Source organism: Hydrogenophaga sp. NH-16, from assembly GCF_004006415.1.
Lineage (GTDB): Bacteria > Pseudomonadota > Gammaproteobacteria > Burkholderiales > Burkholderiaceae_C > Hydrogenophaga > Hydrogenophaga pseudoflava.
Genome location: NZ_CP029344.1, coordinates 1,126,220 through 1,145,854 on the forward strand (window position 1 = coordinate 1,126,220; position 19,635 = coordinate 1,145,854).

A 19,635-nucleotide genomic window follows, 5' to 3' on the forward strand; every position below is an offset into this window, starting at 1 on the left:
GGGCCGCGGGTCAACGCTGTAGCAGTTGCTGTGCCGCTTGCAGCAGCGGCCAGGCCAGCAGGGCTCCGATGCCTTCTGCGCTGCGAAGCTCCATGTCCAGCAGTGGGTTGGCCTGGAGGTGGATCAGCAGGAGCCGGTGCCCTGGCTCGGCCGCGCGGTGGGCATACACCAGATAGTCGGCCACTGCCGGGACCAGGGCGCGGGCCACCAGCGCGGCTGTTCCGGCCACGAAGCCGTCGACCAGCACCACCCGTCGCTCGCTGGCGGCCTGGATCATCGCGCCGCACAGCATGGCAATCTCGAAACCTCCCATGGCGGCCAGAGCCGCCTGCGCCGAGGTGGCGCGGCGGTGCCTGCTGGCGGCAGCGAACAGCCGCTCCAGCTTGCGCTGCCCGAACACCTCGTCTGCTTCCTGATCCTTGCCACAGGCATCGGACAGCGGAACCCCGCACAGGCGGGACAACAGCAAGGCCGCCGAGGCCTCACCCGCAACGCCGATGCTGCCCAGCGCCACCACATTGCCGGGCAGGTGCCGCACCACATCCATGCCTGCCTGGATGGCAGAGCGCGCCTGTGCCTGCGACATGGCCGGCGCCAGCGCCGCGTTGCGTGTGCCGTAGCCTATCTTGCGCCGAAGGAGGGTGGCGGCGGTCTCGGTGCCCTCGGGCAGCTGAATATGGTGGGCGACACCGGCGTCCACGAGGGTCACATCGAAGCCATGCAGCCCGGCCAGCGCACTGGCAGGGCTCTTGCCCGCGAGCAGCTCGCAGGCGCTTTGGTGGGTCAGGTCCTGCGGCGATTTGGACACTCCTTCGTCCGCGAGGCCGTGGTCGGAAGCAAACACCACCAGTTGGGGAGACGCGAACCGAAGCTCCTCCAATCCGTGCCCTGAGGGGTGCTGGATGCGGGCCAACTGCATGGCCAGTCCCTCAAGACGCCCGAGAGTCGGCTCCTCCCCATGGATGCCCCGCAGACGGTTCTGCACCATCAGGCCGAGTTGGGCGTTCTCCGTCGGTGACACCTCAGGCCATGGTGGCAATGCCCGGTCATCCCTGTCCATTGACAGGTCAGCAAGAGCTCCGGGCCGTTGGTTCATGGGCTTGCTCAGCTTTTGAGAAACAGTCGGTACACCGGATTGTGGGTTTCTTCCACGCAGGGGTAGCCCAGGGTGCCCAGGAACTTGGCAAACGCCCTGTCGTCCTTGGGCGGCACCTGCAGCCCGACCAGGATCCGGCCATAGTCGGCACCCTGGTTGCGATAGTGGAACAGACTGATGTTCCAGCCAGGACGCATCAGACTCAGGAACTTCAGCAGCGCGCCGGGTCGCTCCGGAAACACAAAGCGCAGAAGGCGTTCATCCTGGGCCAGTGGCGAGTGGCCGCCCACCATGTGCCGGATGTGTTCCTTGGCCAGGTCGTCGTGCGTGAGGTCCAGCGACTCGAAACCCCGTTTGCGGAAGTTGCTGGCGATCTTGGTCGACTCGCCAGGCCCCTGCGTGGTGAGACCAACAAACACATGGGCAACCTTCGCGTCACCAATGCGGTAGTTGAACTCGGTGATGTTGCGCGGGCCTCCGGGCAGTGAGTCGAACGACTCGAGGAAGCGCTTGAAGCTGCCTCGCTCTTCAGGAATGGTGACTGCGAACAGCGCCTCGCGCTCTTCGCCGACTTCCGCCCGCTCGGCGACAAAACGCAGGCGGTCGAAGTTCATGTTGGCACCGCACAGGATGGCGGCGTAGGTCTCGCCCTTGGTCTTGTGCTTCGCCACGTACTGCTTCATGGCCGCCACGGCCATGGCGCCCGACGGCTCGACGATGCTGCGGGTGTCCACGAAGACGTCCTTGATGGCCGCGCAGACCGCGTCGGTGTCCACCACCACGAACTCGTCCACAAGACCGCTGGCAATCCGGAAGGTTTCTTCCCCCACCAGCTTGACCGCGGTGCCGTCTGCAAAGAGACCGACGTCTCCCAGGGTGACCCGCTCTCCCGCCTGGACGGACTTCAGCATGGCGTCCGAGTCGACCGTCTGAACGCCGATCACCTTGATCTCGGGGCGCACGGCCTTGATGTAGTTGGCCACGCCGGAGATCAGACCTCCTCCGCCAATGGCAACGAACACCGCGTCCAGATGGTCCGATCCGAGGCTTTGCAACTGGCGCAGGATCTCCATGGCAATCGTGCCCTGTCCCGCGATCACGTCCGGATCGTCAAAAGGGTGAACGAACGTAAGCCCTTCCTTCTTTTGGATGTGAACCGCATGTCCGTAGGCATCGGAATAGCTGTCGCCGTGGAGCACCACCTCTCCGCCAAAGGAGCGGACTGCATCCACCTTCACCTGGGGTGTGGTGGTGGGCATGACGATCACGGCTCGAGTGCCCAGCTTGTGGGCGCCCAGGGCAACGCCTTGCGCGTGGTTGCCGGCCGAAGCGCAGATCACGCCCTTGCGAAGTTGGTCGGGGGTCAGATGCGCCATCTTGTTGTAGGCGCCTCTCAGCTTGAAACTGAATACAGGCTGTTGGTCCTCGCGCTTGAGGAGTACCTTGTTGTGAAGGCGGCGACTGAGGTTGCGGGCCGGTTCCAGTGCAGACTCCACTGCGACGTCGTAGACGCGCGCATTCAGGATTCTGGTGAGGTAGTCCGACGGACTGAGCGGGGCGCTGGTGCGAGGCGCCGGTGCCGCGGCCCTCTTTCTGTTGGATCGTGTGGTCATTGTTTGTCCTGTCCAACGATGATAGCGAGCCGAGGTCGCGAAAAAAAACCCGGACTGGTGGAACCGGTCCGGGTTTGAATCCACCCGTAGAGGGCAGAGGAGACAACCTTCAATACAATGCCGCCATTGTATCGAGAAATGCTGCGGCGCAACACGGTTGAAAGTGTTTTTGCTACCTTTTAGGGAGCTGACTCTCGAACTGTCAGATTTTTCACAACCGACACAGATATGGAATGCACCGTGACCTGGACCGGCGCCGCCGGTACCCGCTCCCACATGGGATTTGTCGCTGAAACAGGCAGTGGTCACATTTTGGCCATGGACGGCGCCCCGGATGCGGCCAAGCCGGAAAACGGGGGCGCGAATCTGGCGCCCAGGCCCATGGAAACCGTGCTGGCCGGTACAGGTGGGTGCACGGCCTACGATGTGGTCCTGATTCTCAAGCGCGGCCGCCATGATGTGCGGGGCTGCAGTGTGAAGCTCACGTCCGAGCGCGCGCCGACCGATCCGAAGGTGTTCACGCGAATCCACATGCATTTCACTGTGACCGGTCGGGCGATTCCTCCTGCTGCCGTGGAACGTGCCATCGCGATGAGCCACGAGAAGTATTGCTCTGCCAGCATCATGTTGGGCAAGACAGCGGAGATCAGCACCAGCTTCGATCTGCTGGAAGCCTGAGTACCCTCTCTTTAGGCTCAGAACCGGTGAGCCACGGTGGTCATCACCTTCGCTGCAGTCTTCATGAGCAGCTTGACAGGCAAGGGAAGTTCCACGGCGCCGGCATGCTGTGCTTCCTGGGCATGCCTGGCTTCATCGGCCTGCATCTGGGCCACGATGGCTCTTGATGGGTGGTCCGAGATGGGCAGCCGGTCCATGTGAGAGGCCAGGTGATCCTCGACCTGCCGCTCGGTTTCGACCACAAACCCAAGGCTGACGCCGGGCCCCATCCGTCCAGCGAGCAGACCGATTCCGAAAGCTCCTGCATACCACAGAGGGTTGAGGATAGATGGGTGGGCGCCCAGTTCATCCAGTCGGTCCCGGGTCCAGGCCAGGTGGTCGGTCTCCTCCCGTCCTGCTGCTTCCAGTTGTTGCGCCAGCCGTTCTCGTTGCGGATGGGTGCTGCTGCGCGCAGCCAAGGCCTGAGCGGTGTAAAGCGCTTGGGCGCAGACCTCGCCGACGTGATTCACGCGCATCAGCGCACCAGATGTCGCCTTGTCCTCCGCACTCAGGTGGGTGTTCGTAGATTCAGCCACAGTGTTGCAAGGTCGAGTCGAGCGCGGCCTGGCAAAAAGGGTTCGCAAAGCAGTGTCGGCAGCAACCAGTAGAGAGTCCATGGATTTGGCAGTCAAGAAAGATGGCAAATTGATTGTCGCTCGATGCACTAAAGGCGGTGATTACTATTGTTCTAGGTAATCACCCGGGGAAGGGCTTTCCCTTGTGGTCCGTGAACGACAAACACCGCTGAAAGCTTTGCACCCCCAGAGCCCTTCTGGTGCAATGGAGACACTTCCAGTAACGGAGGTTGGCTCGGGGGCTCAGACCACCGGCCCATTCATCAACCTTGGAGATATCCTCAATGAAAAAGACCCTGATTGCTCTGGCTGCCCTGGCTGCCCTGGCTGCCACCGGTGCTGCTTTTGCTCAGTCCTCCGTGACCCTGTACGGTGTGGCTGATCTGTCCGTCGGCAAGGTTTCTGATGCTGTCGTCAAGACCCCCGCTGTGGCCGCCACCGAGACCACCGCAGCCAAGCCCGCCACGTATGCACTGGGTGTCAGCTCCGACAAGTTCCAGGCCTTCGCGAACAGCGCCCTGAACAACGGCTCCAGCCGTCTGGGCGTTCGTGGCGTGGAAGACCTGGGCGGCGGAATGAAGGCCGGCTTCAACTTCGAGCAAGGCATCAACGCCACCAGCGGCGCCACCGATGGCAACACCTTCCAGCGCGCCGCCAACCTGTCGCTGATGGGTGGCTTCGGCGAAATCCGCCTGGGCCGCAGCCTGACCACCTCGTTCTACAGCGTCGCCGCCTGGGAACTGACCGACACCGCCAACTACTCGGTGGTCGCCAACCAGTTCGGCTTTGCTGGCGCCGGCTCGCGCAACGACGCCGCCATCATGTACTTCTCTCCCAGCTTCAGCGGCTTCAAGTTCGGTGCTTCCACCGTTCTGAAGGGCAACACCGGTTCTGAAGCGAAGTACGACCTGTCGGCCACCTACGCCAACGGCCCGATCACCGCCTCGTTTGCTTACAATACCCAGAAGGGTGGCACCCAAGGTATGGCCCTGGGCGGCAAGTACAACTTCGGCGCCTTCGCTCTGGCAGCCAGCTACCAGACCAACGAGCGTGAAGCCACTGGCGCGACCCTCGCCAAAGGCGTCACCATCGGTGCTTCCGCCAACCTGGGTCCTGTGGTCCTGACGCTTGACGTCGCCCGCGACACCGAGTTCAAGGACACCGACTGGGTCCTGGAAGCCAAGTACCCCCTGAGCAAGCGCACCTTCCTGTACGGTGTGGCTCTGACCGACGGCGAAGGCAAGGTCCTGAAGGAAAAGGCCACCGGCTACGCTCTGGGCATCCGCCACAACTTCTGATCATCAAACGGCTTCGGCCGTTGATGAAACAGCAAAGCCCTCGTCGCGCGTCGACGGGGGCTTTTTTTTCGACCTGAGAGCAGGAGATGATGCAGGGCTCACCGCTTGTTTCGGATTGCTTGGCGGGCTGTGTCTAAAACCCCACAGAGTCATTGGCACCAAGGGTTTTTTGAGGGAAAACCCTTGAGACTTCAGTGGCCAGGTTTAGCATAGGAATGTGACTCTGATTCACAGCCGGTTTCGATGTGCGGGACTGGATTTTTCATACAAGGAAACCATCTCATGAAGAAGTCTCTGATTGCTTTGGCCGTTGTTGCCGCCTCTGGCGCCGCGATGGCTCAATCCAGCGTGTCCGTTTATGGCATCGCCGATATTTGGGTCGGCAAGATCAAGGGTTCGTCTGCCCAGGCCGCCAGCGGCGGTGTCAACACCAGCCGTCTCGGCTTCAAGGGTTCGGAAGATCTGGGTGGCGGTCTGAACGCCAACTTCCAATTTGAAGAAGCGATTGATCTGGTCAACGGTGCCACGCAAGACAAGACTTTCAAGCGCCAAGCCAACGTGGGCCTGAGCGGTGGCTTCGGCACCGTGAAGCTGGGCCGCAGCTGGACCGCCCTGGACGACGTGTTCGGCGCCGCCAACAGCGGTTTCGACTCTGCCCTGGCTGCCAATGCCGTGTGGCAAAACGGCTACACCTCTGCAGCCGATGCGCAGATCTACTACGCGACGCCCTCGATCGCTGGTTTCAGCGCCGCCATCAGCACCCAGCTGAATGGCAACGTTGCCGCTGGTGACGACAAGACCACGTCCATGAACCTGCAGTACGCCAATGGCCCGATTGCCGCTGCAGTCGGCTACGAGAACGCCGGTTTCCAGAAGGGCACCATGCTCAACGGCTCGTACGACCTGGGCGCCGCCAAGCTGCTGGCCAGCTACTACACCACCAAGTCCGATGGCGGTGCGAAGATCAACTCCTATCAGATTGGTGCCGACATTCCCCTGGGCAGCGCGCTGACGCTGTCGGTGGGCTATGCCAGCTCCAAGACCAAGGGCGATTCGGAAAGCGACAGCGCCTTCGGCGTGGCCGCGGCCTACAGCCTGTCCAAGCGCACCATGCTGTACACCGGCTTCCGCGCAGAAGATCGCAAGGCCAACGGTCCCGACCAAGACATCTTCGCTTTTGGCGTGAACCACAAGTTCTGATTGGCTACGCGTCGAGAAACCTTCGGGTTTCTCTCCCATAGAAAAGCCGCCCTTCGGGCGGCTTTTTTTGCGCCGCGCGACTACTGCTTGGTCGCTGTGGGTGCGCCAGCCGGTGTCGCCTTTTCCGTCTTGTCCGCCACCTTCTTGCCGGCTGCGGCGGTGGGTTTGAACGCCTCACCGTTCACCGTCAGCCCTTCGGCAGAGAGCTTGGCCGCGCGCTTTTCCCCGATGCCGGGCATGCGTTCGATCAAGTCGGACCAGTCCTTGAATTTGCCGTTCTTGCGAACTTCCAGAATCTTGGTGGATGTGCCGGGGCCGATGCCCTTGATGCTGTCCAGATCGGCCGGATTGGCGGTGTTGACATCCACGGCCGCAAACGACGTGGCTGCGAACGCCGCGATGAACAGAGACAACAGCTTCTTGAACATAAATTCCTCCTGAAAAGTGAAAGTAACAGCGTTTGACGTGGGTGCGTTGGCATACCCACGGCAAAAAATATATCGAATGACCTAGTTTTTGACTTCCCCAGAGAGGGGTACGCGCAGGTCAGAAACGATAGACTGCAAACTAGCTACTTTTTGTCGCAAGAATCAACGTCTGCGGGGTATGGATGGGCGGCTTAGTGAAAAACATGCTGATCAGGGCATTGCCGGCCGCGACTGCCTTGGTGCTTGCTGCCTGCGCTGCGAAGGCGCCACAGCTCGAAGAGACGGGCGAAGCTTCTACCGGTGGGTTAAAGCCTGATGTGGGATTGCATCAGCAGGCCGAGTGGCGGGCCACTGTCGATGAGCTGCTGAAAACCCCGCCCGGTGGAGATGCCTGGCAGCCCTTTCTGTTACCGGGGAAGCGTTTTGCCGCTTTTGAGGTGGCCGGGCAAGCAGGGAGCGCAGCGCTGTCGGTGAGTGCCGACGGTTCTGTCAGCATTCTGCGCAAGCGCTTCGACAAAGCGTTGCCCGAGGTCGACCGGATTGCGTTTTCATGGAAGGTCGATGGTCTCCCCGACAAGGCGCGCCTGGGCGAGGCGGGCAAGGACGATGCGCCTGTCCGGATTCTGCTGTCGTTCGACGGCGACCGCAGCAAGTGGACAGGGCGCAACCATCGCATGTCCGAAATGAGTCGTCTGCTCACGGGGGAAGAGTTGCCCTATGCCACGCTGATGTACGTCTGGGCGAACCACGATGCCCCAGAGACGGTCATCGTCAACGCACGAACTGACCGTATCCGCAAGGTGGTGGTGGAGAGCGGTGCGCAGCAGGTGGGCCACTGGCGGGACTATCAAAGAAACATCCGAGCAGATTTTTTCCGGGCCTTTGGAGAGGAGCCTGGACCTTTGCGGGCGGTTGCCATCATGACCGACACCGACAACACCCAGTCCAGCTTGCGTGCCTGGTATGGCCGCATGACCCTCACCGCTCGCTGAGTCTTGTGGCATCCTTCTCGGGCGCCCCATAGGGTTAGCACGCTTGGGTGGCTGGAACAGTTGTTGCAAAGTCTCCGTGCGTTCTGCGGCTGCCCTTTGTGGGTGCGGCCAATGTCCCAGCCAAGCGTCTCAGATCGTCATTCATGCTTGCATTTGTTCTACGACGCATGGCCCAGGCGGTGCTCGTCATGGTCAGCGTGGCGTTCATCGCCTTCATGCTGTTCCAGTACGTGGGTGATCCGGTGGTGTTTCTGCTGGGCCAGGACGCCACGCCGGAGCAGATCAGAAACCTCCGCGCCGATCTCGGGCTGGACCAGCCCGTGGTGGTGCAGTTCTGGCACTTTCTGGTCAATGCGGTGCAGGGCGAGTTCGGGATCAGCCTGCGCCAGGGGGCCAAGGTCTCGCGTCTGATCGCCGAGCGCCTGCCCGCTACCGTGGAACTGGCGCTGGTGGCTGCCTTGCTCTCGCTGTTGCTGGGCATTCCGATGGGTGTGTATGCAGCCCTGAAGCGGGGCACGTTCATCAGTCAGATGTTCATGACCGTCTCGCTGCTCGGGGTGTCCCTGCCGACATTCCTGATCGGCATCCTGCTGATCCTGGTGTTTGCTGTGAACCTGGGCTGGTTCCCGAGCTTCGGTCGCGGTGACGTGGTGCAGCTGGGGTGGTGGAGCAGCGGGCTGCTCACCGCCAAAGGATGGCACCACATCGTCCTGCCGGCACTGACCCTGGCGATCTTCCAGCTCACGCTGATCATGCGGCTGGTCCGGGCGGAGATGCTGGAGGTGCTGCGCACCGACTACATCAAGTTCGCCCGTGCCCGCGGACTGACCAACCGGGCGGTGCACTTCGGCCACGCGTTGAAGAACACGCTGGTGCCCGTGATGACCATCACCGGCCTGCAGCTCGGGGGGCTGATTGCCTTTGCCATCATCACCGAAACGGTGTTTCAGTGGCCGGGCATGGGGTTGCTGTTCATCCAGGCCGTGACCTTCGCCGACGTCCCCGTAATGGCGGCCTATCTCTGTCTGATCGCATTGATCTTTGTCGTGATCAATCTGGTGGTGGATCTGCTCTATTTCGCTGTTGATCCCCGTTTGCGCATTGAAAGGGCCGGAGCCCACTGATGATCCCCCACACCTCCCGCATCCGTGCCCATGGCCGCGCGTTCGCCCACATCGCTGCCCTGCACCCTGAACTGACGGCGCTGCGCCGCGAGCTGCACGCCCACCCGGAACTCGGTTTCGAGGAGCACTACACCGCCCGGCGGGTGGTCGAGTCCCTCAAGATCTGCGGCGTGGACGAGATCCACACACAGATCGGCAAGACCGGCGTGGTGGCGCTGATCCACGGAAGCCGTCGGGACAGCGGTCGGATGATCGGATTGCGCGCCGACATGGACGCGTTGCCGATGACCGAACTCAACGATTTCGCCTGGAAGTCGACCCGGGCAGGCTTGATGCACGGCTGCGGGCACGACGGGCACACCGCCATGCTGATCGGTGCAGCGCGCTACCTGGCCGAGACCCGGCGCTTCAACGGCACGGCGGTCCTGATCTTCCAACCGGGCGAAGAAGGCTTCGCTGGCGCAAAGGCCATGATCGAAGACGGACTGTTCGAGCGCTTCCCGGTGCAGTCGGTCTATGCCATGCACAACTGGCCGCAGATGCGGCCCGGCACTGTGGGCGTGAACCCAGGGCCGATGATGGCCGCGGCCGACCGCATCACCATCGAAGTCACCGGCAAGGGCGGACACGGTGCGCACCCCTACCTCACGGTGGACCCGGTGCTGGTGTCGGCCCACATCATCACGGCCGTGCAGAGCATCGTCTCGCGCAACGTGAGGGCCATCGACAACGCGGTCATCAGCCTGTGCTCCATGCAGGCAGGAGATCCCGGGGCCTTCAGCGTGGTGCCGGGAAAGGCGACGATGGTCGGCACGGTCCGCACCTTCAGCCCCGAGATCCAGTCGCTGGTCGAGCGGCGGCTGAACGAGGTGTGTTCCGGGGTGGCGCTGGGTCTGGGCGCTTCGGCGCATGTCCGCTACGAGCGCATCTATCCCGCCACCATCAATACGCCCGACGAGGCCCGGTTCGCCACCCGCGTGGCGCGCGATCTGGTGGGTGATGAGCACGTGGACGCGGAAATGGACCCCAGCATGGGCGCCGAGGACTTCTCCTTCATGCTGCAGGTCAAACCGGGCGCCTACCTGCGGCTGGGGCAGGGCGGGGAGGGCAGCTGCTTCCTGCACAACAGCCGCTACGATTTCAACGACGAGGTGCTGCCGCTGGGTGCGGCCCTGCACGCCAGCCTGATTGAACAGGGCATGCCCCTGTCCGAAGAGTCCCCCTGAGCTTTCATCCAACCGACCAGGAGAAACCATGAACTTCAAGCATTCGCTGATCACCTCCATCGCTCTGGCCGCCATCGCGGGCACGGCGGTGGCGCAGACGGTGCGCATTGGCAACCAGGGCGACGCCTTGTCGATGGACCCGCACTCGCTCAACGAGTCCCTGCAACTGAGCGTCACAGGCAATGTCTACGAAGGGCTCGTGGCCCGCGACAAGGACCTCAGGCTGGTGCCGGCGCTGGCCACCAGCTGGAAGCAGACCTCGCCAACCGTGTGGCGCTTCGAACTGCGCAAGGGCGTCAAGTTCCACGACGGCAAGCCGTTCACGGCCGACGATGTGCTGTTCTCCTTTGCCCGCGCAGCGGGCGAAGGCTCGGACATGCAGAGCTACACCAACGACTTCAAGCAAGTGCGCAAGGTGGGCGATTCCGCGATCGAGATCGAGACGAAGACGCCTTTCCCCATCCTGCCCGACCTGCTGGCGCTGGTCTACATCATGAGCAAGCCGTGGGCCGAGGAGAACCAGGCCACCCGGCCGGTGGACCGCCGCAAGGGCATCGAGAACGCGGCCTCCTTCCGCTCCAACGGCACCGGCCCGTACCGCCTGCGCGAGCGCCAGCCCAACGTCAAGACCAGCTTCGTCCGCAACGGCAGCTACTGGGGCAAGATCGAAGGCAACGTGGTGAACGTGGAGTACACGCCGATCGGCAACGACGCCACCCGCGTGGCCGCCCTGCTGTCCGGGCAGGTGGACGTGATCGAGCCGGTGCCGCTGCAGGACGTGGCGCGCATCAACGCCAGCGGCAAGTCCAAGGTGCTGCAGGGGCCTGAGCTGCGCACCATCTTCCTCGGCATGGACCAGAAGCGCGACGAGCTGCTGTACTCCAGCGTGAAGGGTAAGAACCCGTTCAAGGACAAGCGCGTGCGCCAGGCTTTCTACCAGGCCATCGACATCAACACCATCCAGCGCGTGGTGATGCGGGGCGCCTCCAAGCCCACGGCGCTGATGGTCGGCCCCGGCATCAACGGCTTTGACGCCGCGATGAACACCCGCCTGCCCTACGACCCCGACGCCGCCAGGAAGCTGCTGGCCGACGCCGGCTACCCCAACGGCTTCGAGGTGGGCATGAACTGCCCGAACGACCGCTATGTGAACGACGGCGACATCTGCCAGGCGGTGGCCGCGAACCTCGCGAAGATCGGCGTGAAGGTGAACCTGCAGGCCGAGACCAAGGGCACCTACTTCCCCAAGATCCTCAAGCGCGACACCAGCTTCTATCTGCTGGGCTGGACGCCGGGCACCTACGACTCGCACAACGCGCTGAACGCGCTGATGCGCTGCGTCGACGACAAGGGCAGTGGCCAGTTCAACCTTGGCTCCTACTGCAACCCGAAGGTGGACGAGCTGACGTTGAAGATCCAGTCGGAGACCGACAAGCCCAAGCGCGACGCGATGATCAAGGAGGCCTTCAAGCTGCACGCCGACGATGTCGGCCATCTGCCGCTGCACCAGCAGGCCCTGGCCTGGGGCGTGGCCAGCAACGTGCAGCTGGTCCAGCTGGCGGACAACTTCATGCCGTTTCGCTTCATGTCGGTGAAGTGATCGGCTGAGCCTTGATCGCCGCCCTTCGACGCTGGCTCGACGGCGACGTCGGCCACAGTTTCCGCTCGTCGCCCACCGCCATGGTGGCGGCGCTGATCGCCTTCGCCTGCGTGTTCTGTGCGGCGTTCGCCCCCTGGGTGGCGCCGCACAACCCGTTCGACCTGGCGACGCTGGAGCTGAGCAACGCGCGCCTGCCGCCGGCCTGGATGGAGGGCGGAAATCCCGCCTTCCTGCTGGGCACGGAGGACCAGGGGCGCGACATCCTGTCCGCGCTGATGTACGGCGCGCGCATCTCGCTGGCGGTGGGACTGACCTCGGTCATGCTGTCGGTGCTGATCGGGGTGGTGCTGGGGCTGCTGGCCGGCTTCCTCGGCGGCTGGGTGGACGCCTTCCTGATGCGCCTGTGCGACGTGATGCTGTCCTTCCCACCGATCCTGGTGGCGCTGCTGATCGCGGGGGTGGGCCGGGCGCTGTTTCCCAACTCGCAGGACGAGCTCGCGTTCGGTGTGCTGGTGCTGGCCATCACGCTGACGGGCTGGGTGCAGTACGCACGCACGGTGCGCGGCTCCACGCTGGTGGAGCGCAACAAGGAGTATGTGCAGGCCGCCCGCGTGACCGGCGTGCCGCCGCTGCGCATCATGCGCCGGCACGTACTGCCCAATGTGATGGGGCCGGTGCTGGTGCTGGCGACCATCCAGGTGGCTACCGCCATCATCATCGAGGCCACGCTGTCCTTCCTCGGTGTCGGCGCACCCATCACCGCGCCCTCTCTGGGCACGCTGATCCGCGTCGGCAACGACTACCTGTTCTCGGGCGAGTGGTGGATCACCGTGTTCCCCGGCGCCATGCTGGTGCTGATCGCGCTCTCGGTGAACCTGCTGGGCGACTGGCTGCGCGACGCCCTCAATCCCAAACTGCGATGAGCCTGCTGCAAGTCAAGAACCTGGTCGTCGAGTTCCCGCACCGCCGCGGCACGCTGCGGGCGCTGGACGACATTTCCTTCGACATCGCGCCGGGCGAGATCCTGGGCGTGGTGGGCGAATCGGGCGCGGGCAAGTCGCTCACGGGCGCGTCCATCATCGGCCTGCTGGAGCCGCCGGGGCGCATCGCGGGCGGCGAGATCCTGCTGGAGGGCCGACGCATCGACGACCTGCCCTTCGCCGAACTGCGCAAGGTGCGCGGGCGGCAGATCGGGGCCATTTTCCAGGACCCGCTGACCTCGCTGAATCCGCTGTACACCGTGGGCCGTCAGCTGACCGAAACCATCCGCACCCACCTGCCCGTGGGCCAGGCCGAGGCGCGCGAGCGGGCGATCCAGCTGCTGCGCGACACGGGCATCCCGGCGGCCGAGCAGCGCATCGACCACCACCCACACCAGTTTTCCGGCGGCATGCGCCAGCGGGTGGTGATTGCGCTCGCGCTGGCAGCCGAGCCCAAGCTCATCGTCGCCGACGAACCGACGACCGCGCTGGACGTGTCGATCCAGGCGCAGATCATCACCCTGCTCAAGCGCATCTGCAGCGAGCGCGGCGCCGCGGTGATGCTGATCACGCACGACATGGGCGTGATCGCCGAAACCTGCGACCGTGTGGCCGTGATGTACGCGGGTCGCGTGGCCGAGATCGGGCCGGTGCACGACGTGATCCACCGGCCGTCGCACCCCTACACCGCGGGCCTGATGGCCTGCATTCCCGACATGACCCAGGACCGCGAGCGCCTGCACCAGATCGACGGCGCCATGCCGCGGCTCAACGCCATTCCGGCCGGCTGTGCTTTCCACCCGCGCTGCGACCGCGCGTTCGACCGCTGCCACGCGCAGCGGCCCGACCTGATGCCGGCCGGGACGACGCGGGCTGCCTGCTGGCTGCACGCCGGCACGACGGGAGGCGCGTCGTGAGCGACACCACCTCTGCACAAGCCCTGGTGCGCGCCTTCGACCTGGCCAAGACCTTCGATGTCTCGGCACCCTGGCTCAACCGCGTGCTGGAGCGGCGCCCGCGCCAGCTGCTGCGCGCGGTGGACGGGGTGAGCTTCGACATCCAGCGCGGCCAGACGCTGGCGCTGGTGGGCGAATCAGGCTGCGGCAAGAGCACCGTCGCCCGCCTGCTGGTGGGCCTGTACGCGCCGACGCGCGGGGGCTTCCAGTTCGACGGACAGGACGCGCACGCGGCGTTCAGGACGCCGCAGGGGCGCCAGCTGCGCCGCCGCATCCAGATGATCTTCCAGGACCCGTATGCCAGCCTGAACCCGCGCTGGCGGGTGCAGGACATCGTGGCCGAACCGCTGGTTGAGCATGGTCTGCTCTCGGGGGGCGGCGAATTGCGCGAGCGGGTGGGCGAGCTGCTGCAGTCGGTGGGCCTTTCGCCGCTGGACGCGGCCAAGTTCCCGCACCAGTTCTCGGGTGGCCAGCGCCAGCGCATTTCCATCGCGCGAGCGCTGGCCACGCACCCGGAGTTCCTGGTCTGCGACGAGCCGACCTCGGCGCTGGACGTGAGCGTGCAGGCGCAGGTGCTCAACATCATGAAGGACCTGCAGCGGCAGCAGGGCCTGACCTACCTGTTCATCAGCCACAACCTGGCGGTGGTGCGGCATGTGAGCGACCAGGTGGGGGTGATGTACCTCGGGCGGCTGGTGGAACTGGCCGACAAGCACACGCTGTTCGACAGCCCGCGGCATCCGTACACGCGCATGCTGCTGGACGCGATCCCGAAGATCCACGACACCGGCCGGGCGCGCACGCCGGTGCAGGGCGAGGTGCCGAATCCGCTGGACCCGCCGGCCGGTTGCGCGTTCAACCCGCGCTGTCCGCATGCGAACGAGCGCTGCCGGGTCGAGCGGCCGGTGCTGCTGGACTTCGGTGGTGCCCGTGTGGCCTGCCACGCGGTGGAAGAGGGGCGGATTTCCGGCTAGGGCTTGAGCCGCCGGGGGCTTTGTCCTACAGTGGGCCACGCGTTCTTGATCAGGAGGTCCCATGCTGCTGAGACATCTTCTGTTTGGATTCCTGGCCTGGCCCGTGGTGGTTCTGGCGCAGTCGGACGGCAACGCCAGGCCCTCGGTCAAAGTGGGCGATGTCTCGGTTTACGTGGTCAACAACCGCAGCGACAACAAGCAGTCGGAAGAGACGGTCACGGTCACTTCGGTGGAGGGAGGGCAGATCAAGACGAAGCACGTTCGTCCGGACCGCAATCCTCCGGAGCTCGAAGGTGTGACCAACCTTGATCTGAATCCGCTGGTCTCAGGCGCTTCCGGAACCAGATTCGAGCCGGCCATCGAAATCTACCGGTTTCCCTTGAAGGTGGGCGATTCCTGGAAGACTCGCTCTGAGGCGGTGGGACTGGCAGGAAGCCGCTCCCGCTCCGAAGTGGAAGTCAAGGTGGTGGCGCAGGAGAAAGTCGCGACGCCCGGTGGAGAGTTCGATGCCTTCCGCAACGAGTCGAACGGCTGGATCAATGGAGTCAGCTGGCAAGGTGCAATCCGCGTGTCCCAGACCATCTGGTTCGCACCTTCCATTGGGCGCGCGGTCAAGTCCGACTACAAGGACTACCGCAACAGCAGCCTGAACACCAGCACCTTGACGGAGCTGAAGTCGCACAAGCCGGCACCCTGACGGGCTGGGCTCAGGCGTAGCGCTTGCTGCGCAGGTTGTTCTTCATTTCCTTGAGCAGCGGCTGCAGCTTGTTGCCGCCGATGCGCAGAGCCAGGCAGGTGGCGACCACGTCGATCACCATCAGGTGCATCAGGCGCGAGGTCATGGGGCTGTAGCGGTCATAGCCCTCGGGGTGGTCGGCGGCCAGGTGGATGTGGCCGGCGGTGGCCAGGGGTGAGCCGCTGGCTGTGACGGTGATGACCGTGGCGCCGTGCTTGCGCGCAATGTCGGCCGCGTCCATCAGGTCGCGCGTGCGCCCCGAGTTGGAGACGATCACCAGGCAGTCGCCCGGGCCCAGCAGCGAGGCGCTCATCACCTGCATGTGGCCGTCGCTGTAGGCGATGGCGTTGATGCCCAGGCGGAAGAACTTGTGCTGCGCGTCCTGCGCCACGATGCCGGAATTGCCCGCGCCGTAGAACTCGATGCGGCCCTTGTTCTTGTAGGTGGTCAGCAGCGCGTCGACCGCCTTCTCGATCGAGTGCGTCGAGGCGTCGTTGCGGTACTTGAGGAAGGCCGCGACCGTGTTGTCGATCACCTTGACCAGCACGTCGCTGACCTTGTCGTCCACGTCGACGCTGCGATGAATGAAGGGCACGCCTTCGCTCACGGTGCCGGCCAGCTTCAGCTTGAAGTCGGACAGGCCGTCGTAGCCCATGCTGCGGCAGAAGCGCACCACAGTCGGCTTGCTCACATGGGCGCGGTCGGCCAGTTCGGACACGGGCAGGCTGGCGAAGCTGCGCGGGTCGAGCAGCACGAGTTTGCCCACGCGCTGTTCCGCGGGCGCCAGTGAGGGCATGGAGGCTCTGATTCGGTCAAGCATGCGAAAATGGTAACCCAGTTACATCTTTCTGTGAAACCTCGACAACCCTGAGAGAGACCGATGAACCAGCTCGATGCCCTCAAGCAGCTCACCACCGTGGTCGCCGACACCGGTGACTTCAATCAGATCGCCGCCTATTCACCGCGCGACGCGACGACCAACCCGTCGCTGATCCTCAAGGCCGTGCAGAAACCCGAGTACGCGCACCTGCTGCAGGAAACCGTGGCGAAGTACGGGCAGCATGGAACGGACGAGGTGATGAACCGCCTGCTGGTGCGCTTCGGCATCGAGATCCTCAAGCATGTGCCGGGCCGCGTGTCCACTGAAGTGGACGCCCGACTGAGCTTCGACACCGAGGCCACCGTGACGCGCGCGCGCCGCATCATCGACCTCTACCAGGGCGAGGGCGTGCACGTGGACCGCATCCTGATCAAGATCGCCTCGACCTGGGAGGGCATCCAGGCCGCGGCGCGGCTGGAGCGCGACGGTATCCACACCAACCTGACGCTGCTGTTCTCCTTCTGCCAGGCGGTGGCCTGTGGCCAGGCCAAGGTGCAGCTGATCTCCCCGTTCGTCGGCCGCATCTACGACTGGTACAAGAAGCAGGCCGGCGCGAAGTGGGACGAGGCCGCGATGGCCGGCGCCAACGACCCGGGCGTGCAGTCGGTGCGCGCGATCTACAACTTCTACAAGAAGCACGGCATCGCCACCGAGGTGATGGGCGCGAGCTTCCGCAACGTGGGCCAGATCACCGCGCTGGCCGGCTGCGACCTGCTGACCATCAGCCCCGATCTGCTGGCCCAGCTGCAGGCCAGCGAGGAACCGCTGGCCCGGGCCCTGGACGCCGAGGCCGCCCAGGCCATGGACATCCCGTTCGTGCAGTACGACGAGGCGGCCTTCCGTTTTGCGCTGAATGAAGACGCGATGGCCACCGAGAAGCTGGCCGAAGGCATCCGCGCCTTCGTGGCCGACACCATCAAGCTCGAAGCGATGATGCGCTGAGCGCAGGCCCGCCGATCCGGTGGAAACGCCACCGCAGGCACTGGGTCATCGACCCACCCGGCCCGAGCTGCTGCAGCCCGGGCCGGCCCGGCAGGTGCACCGCGTCGACCGGGTGGCTGACCGGTTCCACGCAGAAGCTCGGCCCGGCGTCGGGCCGGAACAGCAGCAGGCAGCCGTCGCCGGTCGCGGCGGTGTCTTCCACGGTCAGGGCCCAGCCGCTTTCCGGCCATTCGATGCGGGCCAGGCCGTCCCAGCCGGTGAAGGCGTTGTCGATCAGCGACCCGTGGGCATCGATGCCGGCGCTCAGGTCCCAGTCTGGCGGAACGGGCGTGTGCGCCCGGGGCAGGCGGTCGGGGTGGCTGAGCCAGACACCACCCACCCGGGCCTGCACCCGGGTGCCCGGCGTGCGCAGCAGCCAGGGGTGCTGCCCGAGGCCGTAGGGCAGTGGCGCAACGCCCCGGTGGGTCACCGACAGGGTCTGTTCGATGCCGTCGGGCAGCAGCTGATAGCGCTGCGTGGCGATGTAGTCGTAGGGGCTGCCCATGAAGTGGCGCGAGTCCAGCCGCAGCTCGATCTGCCGCTCGTCGTGGGTGACGACGTCCCAGGCCTGCAGCCAGCCCTCGCCGTGGATGGGGCAGGCTTCTCCGGCGCGGTTGGGCGCCAGCGGGTGGAACACGCCGTCCTGCTCGAAACCGCCGCCGCTGATGCGGTTGGACCAGGGCACCAGGGGCAGCGAGGCCACGCTGAACGGGTCGGGGTCGCCAAACCAGGGGCGCCAGAGATGGAACGGCACGTCCGGGTGGCGCGGGTCCGGATCGGCCTGCGGGTGCAGGAACCACGCGGCGGCGCAGCCGCCGAAGCCGGGCACCAGGCCCAGGCGCTGGCGGCCGTCGTCGAGCCAGTGAATGCGCCCCGCGCTTGCTGTCATTGGGAAGGTCATGGTTCATCTTATTAAGTTCAATCATCAAACTATGTCGGGTTTGTCCCAATAGGAGCCAACACGCGGGGTGGCAAATAATTAGTTTGTCGTTCGTACTAAATGGCTGCCGGCGAGGGGGCCAGCGCACGATGTGTCCAAGCAATCCGTTCAATAACCGCGGCCCGAAAGCAGGCCGTTCACTGGAGACAAGGATGAAACTGAAGACAACGTTGACCGCTTTGGCGCTCGGTCTGGCCAGCGCCGGTGCGTTCGCCCAGGTGGTGGGTGTGAGCTGGTCCAACTTCCAGGAAGAGCGCTGGAAGACCGACGAGAAGGCGATCAAGGACCAGCTGGCCAAGCTGGGCGCCAGCTACATCAGCGCCGATGCCGGCGGCTCCCCCGAGAAACAGCTGTCCGACGTGGATTCCCTGATCGCCAAGGGTGCCAAGGTGCTGATCGTGCTGGCCATGGACAAGGACGCCATCCTGCCCGCGGTCAACAAGGCGGCGCAGCAGAAGATCCCGGTGGTGGCCTACGACCGCCTGATCGAAGCGCCCGGTGTGTTCTACATCACCTTCGACAACGTCGAGGTCGGCCGCATGCAGGCGCGCGCGGTCTTCGAGGCCCAGCCCAAGGGCAACTACGTGATGATCAAGGGCTCGCCCACCGACCCGAACGCCAACTTCCTGCGCGGCGGCCAGCAGGAGGTGCTGGAGGCGGCGATCAAGAAGGGCGACATCAAGATCGTCGGCGAGGAGTACACCGAAGGCTGGAAGCCCGAAGTGGCGCAGAAGAACATGGAGCAGATCATCACCAAGACCGGCGGCAAGATCGACGCCGTGGTGGCCTCCAACGACGGCACCGCCGGCGGTGTGGTCGCGGCGCTGACCGCCAAGGGCATCAAGGGCATTCCGGTGTCGGGGCAGGACGGCGACCATGCCGCGCTCAACCGCGTGGCCATGGGCTCGCAGACGGTGTCGGTGTGGAAGGACGCACGCGACCTCGGCCGCGACGCCGCCACCGCCGCCGTCTCCCTGGCCAAGGGCCAGAAGGTCGCGGGCGCCGCGGCCTGGGCCGGTGGCGAGAAGAAGGTGTCGCTGCAGGCGCAGTTCCTCAAGCCGGTGCCGATCACGGCCAAGAATCTGGACCTGGTGGTCAAGGCCGGCTGGATCAAGAAGGAAGACCTGTGCAAGGGCGTGGACATGGCCAAGGGTCCGGCCGCCTGCAAATGACCCGGCATTTGAATTTGCGTTTCTCCTGATGGATGGAGGCCCTCGGACCGCGGGCTGGGTTCAGCCCGCGGTCCTTTTTTTCGGCGGAGTGCGTCTGTGAGTCCTGTTCCCAATGTCCTCAGGCAACTGGCCATCGACTGGCGGCTG

General features: G+C 64.6%; 19 protein-coding genes. 13 read left to right on the forward strand and 6 right to left on the reverse strand.

Features of this window, described 5'->3' with window-relative positions; translation table 11 throughout:
- Positions 1 to 10: 10 nt before the first annotated feature.
- Positions 11 to 1,021: a nicotinate-nucleotide--dimethylbenzimidazole phosphoribosyltransferase gene (locus tag DD542_RS05495; protein WP_164868351.1), complete on the reverse strand. Its 1,011-nt coding sequence runs from the start codon at positions 1,019 to 1,021 to the stop codon at positions 11 to 13.
- Positions 1,022 to 1,104: 83 nt separating this feature from the next.
- Positions 1,105 to 2,709, reverse strand: a complete 1,605-nt coding sequence (ilvA, locus tag DD542_RS05500) for a threonine ammonia-lyase, biosynthetic (protein ID WP_127804364.1) — start codon at positions 2,707 to 2,709, stop codon at positions 1,105 to 1,107.
- 228 nt (positions 2,710 to 2,937) lie between these two features.
- Between ilvA and DD542_RS05505 the strand changes: the two genes are divergently transcribed.
- The gene (locus DD542_RS05505) at positions 2,938 to 3,387 is read left to right on the forward strand and encodes an OsmC family protein (protein WP_066152668.1); all 450 of its coding nucleotides are present in this window, start codon (positions 2,938 to 2,940) and stop codon (positions 3,385 to 3,387) included.
- Positions 3,388 to 3,404: 17 nt separating this feature from the next.
- Here the strand turns inward: DD542_RS05505 and coq7 are convergent, their stop codons facing one another.
- The gene (gene coq7, locus DD542_RS05510) at positions 3,405 to 4,043 is read right to left on the reverse strand and encodes a 2-polyprenyl-3-methyl-6-methoxy-1,4-benzoquinone monooxygenase (RefSeq protein WP_127804366.1); all 639 of its coding nucleotides are present in this window, start codon (positions 4,041 to 4,043) and stop codon (positions 3,405 to 3,407) included.
- 242 nt (positions 4,044 to 4,285) lie between these two features.
- Between coq7 and DD542_RS05515 the strand changes: the two genes are divergently transcribed.
- Both DD542_RS05515 and DD542_RS05520 read left to right on the forward strand, forming a co-directional pair.
- Positions 4,286 to 5,299, forward strand: a complete 1,014-nt coding sequence (locus DD542_RS05515; RefSeq protein ID WP_127804368.1) for a porin — start codon at positions 4,286 to 4,288, stop codon at positions 5,297 to 5,299.
- Between the two features lie 282 nt (positions 5,300 to 5,581).
- Positions 5,582 to 6,499, forward strand: a complete 918-nt coding sequence (locus tag DD542_RS05520) for a porin (RefSeq protein WP_164868352.1) — start codon at positions 5,582 to 5,584, stop codon at positions 6,497 to 6,499.
- 80 nt (positions 6,500 to 6,579) lie between these two features.
- Here the strand turns inward: DD542_RS05520 and DD542_RS05525 are convergent, their stop codons facing one another.
- Positions 6,580 to 6,927, reverse strand: a complete 348-nt coding sequence (locus DD542_RS05525; protein WP_127804372.1) for a helix-hairpin-helix domain-containing protein — start codon at positions 6,925 to 6,927, stop codon at positions 6,580 to 6,582.
- A 203-nt stretch (positions 6,928 to 7,130) separates the two neighbouring features.
- Here DD542_RS05525 and DD542_RS05530 point away from each other — a divergent pair, with 203 nt between their 5' ends.
- The 8 genes from DD542_RS05530 (at position 7,131) to DD542_RS05565 (ending at position 15,476) form a co-directional block, all read left to right on the forward strand.
- Positions 7,131 to 7,919, forward strand: a complete 789-nt coding sequence (locus DD542_RS05530; RefSeq protein ID WP_127807292.1) for a DUF3047 domain-containing protein — start codon at positions 7,131 to 7,133, stop codon at positions 7,917 to 7,919.
- A 143-nt stretch (positions 7,920 to 8,062) separates the two neighbouring features.
- Positions 8,063 to 9,043 (forward strand): ABC transporter permease, encoded by a 981-nt coding sequence (locus DD542_RS05535; protein ID WP_127804374.1) that lies wholly within the window; start codon positions 8,063 to 8,065, stop codon positions 9,041 to 9,043.
- Positions 9,043 to 10,269 (forward strand): M20 aminoacylase family protein, encoded by a 1,227-nt coding sequence (locus tag DD542_RS05540; RefSeq protein ID WP_066152687.1) that lies wholly within the window; start codon positions 9,043 to 9,045, stop codon positions 10,267 to 10,269. Before DD542_RS05535 ends, DD542_RS05540 begins: the two co-directional genes overlap by 1 nt.
- Before the next feature lie 28 nt (positions 10,270 to 10,297).
- A complete protein-coding gene (locus DD542_RS05545) occupies positions 10,298 to 11,869 on the forward strand; it encodes an ABC transporter substrate-binding protein (RefSeq protein ID WP_066152691.1) in 1,572 nt (523 codons plus the stop codon).
- 11 nt (positions 11,870 to 11,880) lie between these two features.
- Positions 11,881 to 12,792 carry an ABC transporter permease gene (locus DD542_RS05550; protein ID WP_127804376.1) on the forward strand — a complete coding sequence of 304 codons (912 nt, stop codon included), beginning with the start codon at positions 11,881 to 11,883 and terminating at the stop codon, positions 12,790 to 12,792.
- Positions 12,789 to 13,766, forward strand: coding sequence for an ABC transporter ATP-binding protein (locus DD542_RS05555; RefSeq protein WP_127804378.1), 978 nt, complete (start codon positions 12,789 to 12,791; stop codon positions 13,764 to 13,766). Before DD542_RS05550 ends, DD542_RS05555 begins: the two co-directional genes overlap by 4 nt.
- Positions 13,763 to 14,779 (forward strand): dipeptide ABC transporter ATP-binding protein, encoded by a 1,017-nt coding sequence (locus DD542_RS05560; protein ID WP_127804380.1) that lies wholly within the window; start codon positions 13,763 to 13,765, stop codon positions 14,777 to 14,779. The genes DD542_RS05555 and DD542_RS05560 overlap by 4 nt, the downstream gene beginning before the upstream one ends.
- A gap of 61 nt (positions 14,780 to 14,840) precedes the next feature.
- On the forward strand, positions 14,841 to 15,476 hold the full coding sequence (locus DD542_RS05565; RefSeq protein ID WP_127804382.1) for a hypothetical protein: 636 nt from the start codon (positions 14,841 to 14,843) through the stop codon (positions 15,474 to 15,476).
- A gap of 10 nt (positions 15,477 to 15,486) precedes the next feature.
- On the opposite strand, the gene DD542_RS05570 is transcribed toward DD542_RS05565, so the two are convergent.
- Positions 15,487 to 16,335 carry an SIS domain-containing protein gene (locus DD542_RS05570; protein ID WP_066152707.1) on the reverse strand — a complete coding sequence of 283 codons (849 nt, stop codon included), beginning with the start codon at positions 16,333 to 16,335 and terminating at the stop codon, positions 15,487 to 15,489.
- 60 nt (positions 16,336 to 16,395) lie between these two features.
- Here DD542_RS05570 and tal point away from each other — a divergent pair, with 60 nt between their 5' ends.
- On the forward strand, positions 16,396 to 17,337 hold the full coding sequence (gene tal / locus DD542_RS05575; protein ID WP_127804384.1) for a transaldolase: 942 nt from the start codon (positions 16,396 to 16,398) through the stop codon (positions 17,335 to 17,337).
- Here tal and DD542_RS05580 read toward each other — a convergent pair.
- Entirely contained in the window at positions 17,312 to 18,277 is a 966-nt protein-coding gene (locus tag DD542_RS05580) for an aldose 1-epimerase (RefSeq protein ID WP_241559690.1), read from the reverse strand. The genes tal and DD542_RS05580 overlap by 26 nt on opposite strands.
- A 191-nt stretch (positions 18,278 to 18,468) precedes the next feature.
- On the opposite strand from DD542_RS05580, the gene xylF reads away from it, so the two are divergent.
- On the forward strand, positions 18,469 to 19,488 hold the full coding sequence (gene xylF / locus DD542_RS05585; RefSeq protein ID WP_127804386.1) for a D-xylose ABC transporter substrate-binding protein: 1,020 nt from the start codon (positions 18,469 to 18,471) through the stop codon (positions 19,486 to 19,488).
- Positions 19,489 to 19,635: the final 147 nt, after the last annotated feature.

Excerpts from the sequence above, each read along its gene's own strand:
- ilvA (WP_127804364.1), bottom strand. The coding sequence starts at position 2,709 with ATGACCACACGATCCAACAGAAAGAGGGCCGCGGCACCGGCGCCTCGC.
- DD542_RS05505 (WP_066152668.1), top strand. The coding sequence starts at position 2,938 with ATGGAATGCACCGTGACCTGGACCGGCGCCGCCGGTACCCGCTCCCAC.
- coq7 (WP_127804366.1), bottom strand. The coding sequence starts at position 4,043 with ATGGACTCTCTACTGGTTGCTGCCGACACTGCTTTGCGAACCCTTTTT.
- DD542_RS05515 (WP_127804368.1), top strand. The coding sequence starts at position 4,286 with ATGAAAAAGACCCTGATTGCTCTGGCTGCCCTGGCTGCCCTGGCTGCC.
- DD542_RS05520 (WP_164868352.1), top strand. The coding sequence starts at position 5,582 with ATGAAGAAGTCTCTGATTGCTTTGGCCGTTGTTGCCGCCTCTGGCGCC.
- DD542_RS05525 (WP_127804372.1), bottom strand. The coding sequence starts at position 6,927 with ATGTTCAAGAAGCTGTTGTCTCTGTTCATCGCGGCGTTCGCAGCCACG.
- DD542_RS05530 (WP_127807292.1), top strand. The coding sequence starts at position 7,131 with ATGCTGATCAGGGCATTGCCGGCCGCGACTGCCTTGGTGCTTGCTGCC.
- DD542_RS05535 (WP_127804374.1), top strand. The coding sequence starts at position 8,063 with ATGCTTGCATTTGTTCTACGACGCATGGCCCAGGCGGTGCTCGTCATG.
- DD542_RS05540 (WP_066152687.1), top strand. The coding sequence starts at position 9,043 with ATGATCCCCCACACCTCCCGCATCCGTGCCCATGGCCGCGCGTTCGCC.
- DD542_RS05545 (WP_066152691.1), top strand. The coding sequence starts at position 10,298 with ATGAACTTCAAGCATTCGCTGATCACCTCCATCGCTCTGGCCGCCATC.
- DD542_RS05555 (WP_127804378.1), top strand. The coding sequence starts at position 12,789 with ATGAGCCTGCTGCAAGTCAAGAACCTGGTCGTCGAGTTCCCGCACCGC.
- DD542_RS05565 (WP_127804382.1), top strand. The coding sequence starts at position 14,841 with ATGCTGCTGAGACATCTTCTGTTTGGATTCCTGGCCTGGCCCGTGGTG.
- DD542_RS05570 (WP_066152707.1), bottom strand. The coding sequence starts at position 16,335 with ATGCTTGACCGAATCAGAGCCTCCATGCCCTCACTGGCGCCCGCGGAA.
- tal (WP_127804384.1), top strand. The coding sequence starts at position 16,396 with ATGAACCAGCTCGATGCCCTCAAGCAGCTCACCACCGTGGTCGCCGAC.
- DD542_RS05580 (WP_241559690.1), bottom strand. The coding sequence starts at position 18,277 with ATGACCTTCCCAATGACAGCAAGCGCGGGGCGCATTCACTGGCTCGAC.
- xylF (WP_127804386.1), top strand. The coding sequence starts at position 18,469 with ATGAAACTGAAGACAACGTTGACCGCTTTGGCGCTCGGTCTGGCCAGC.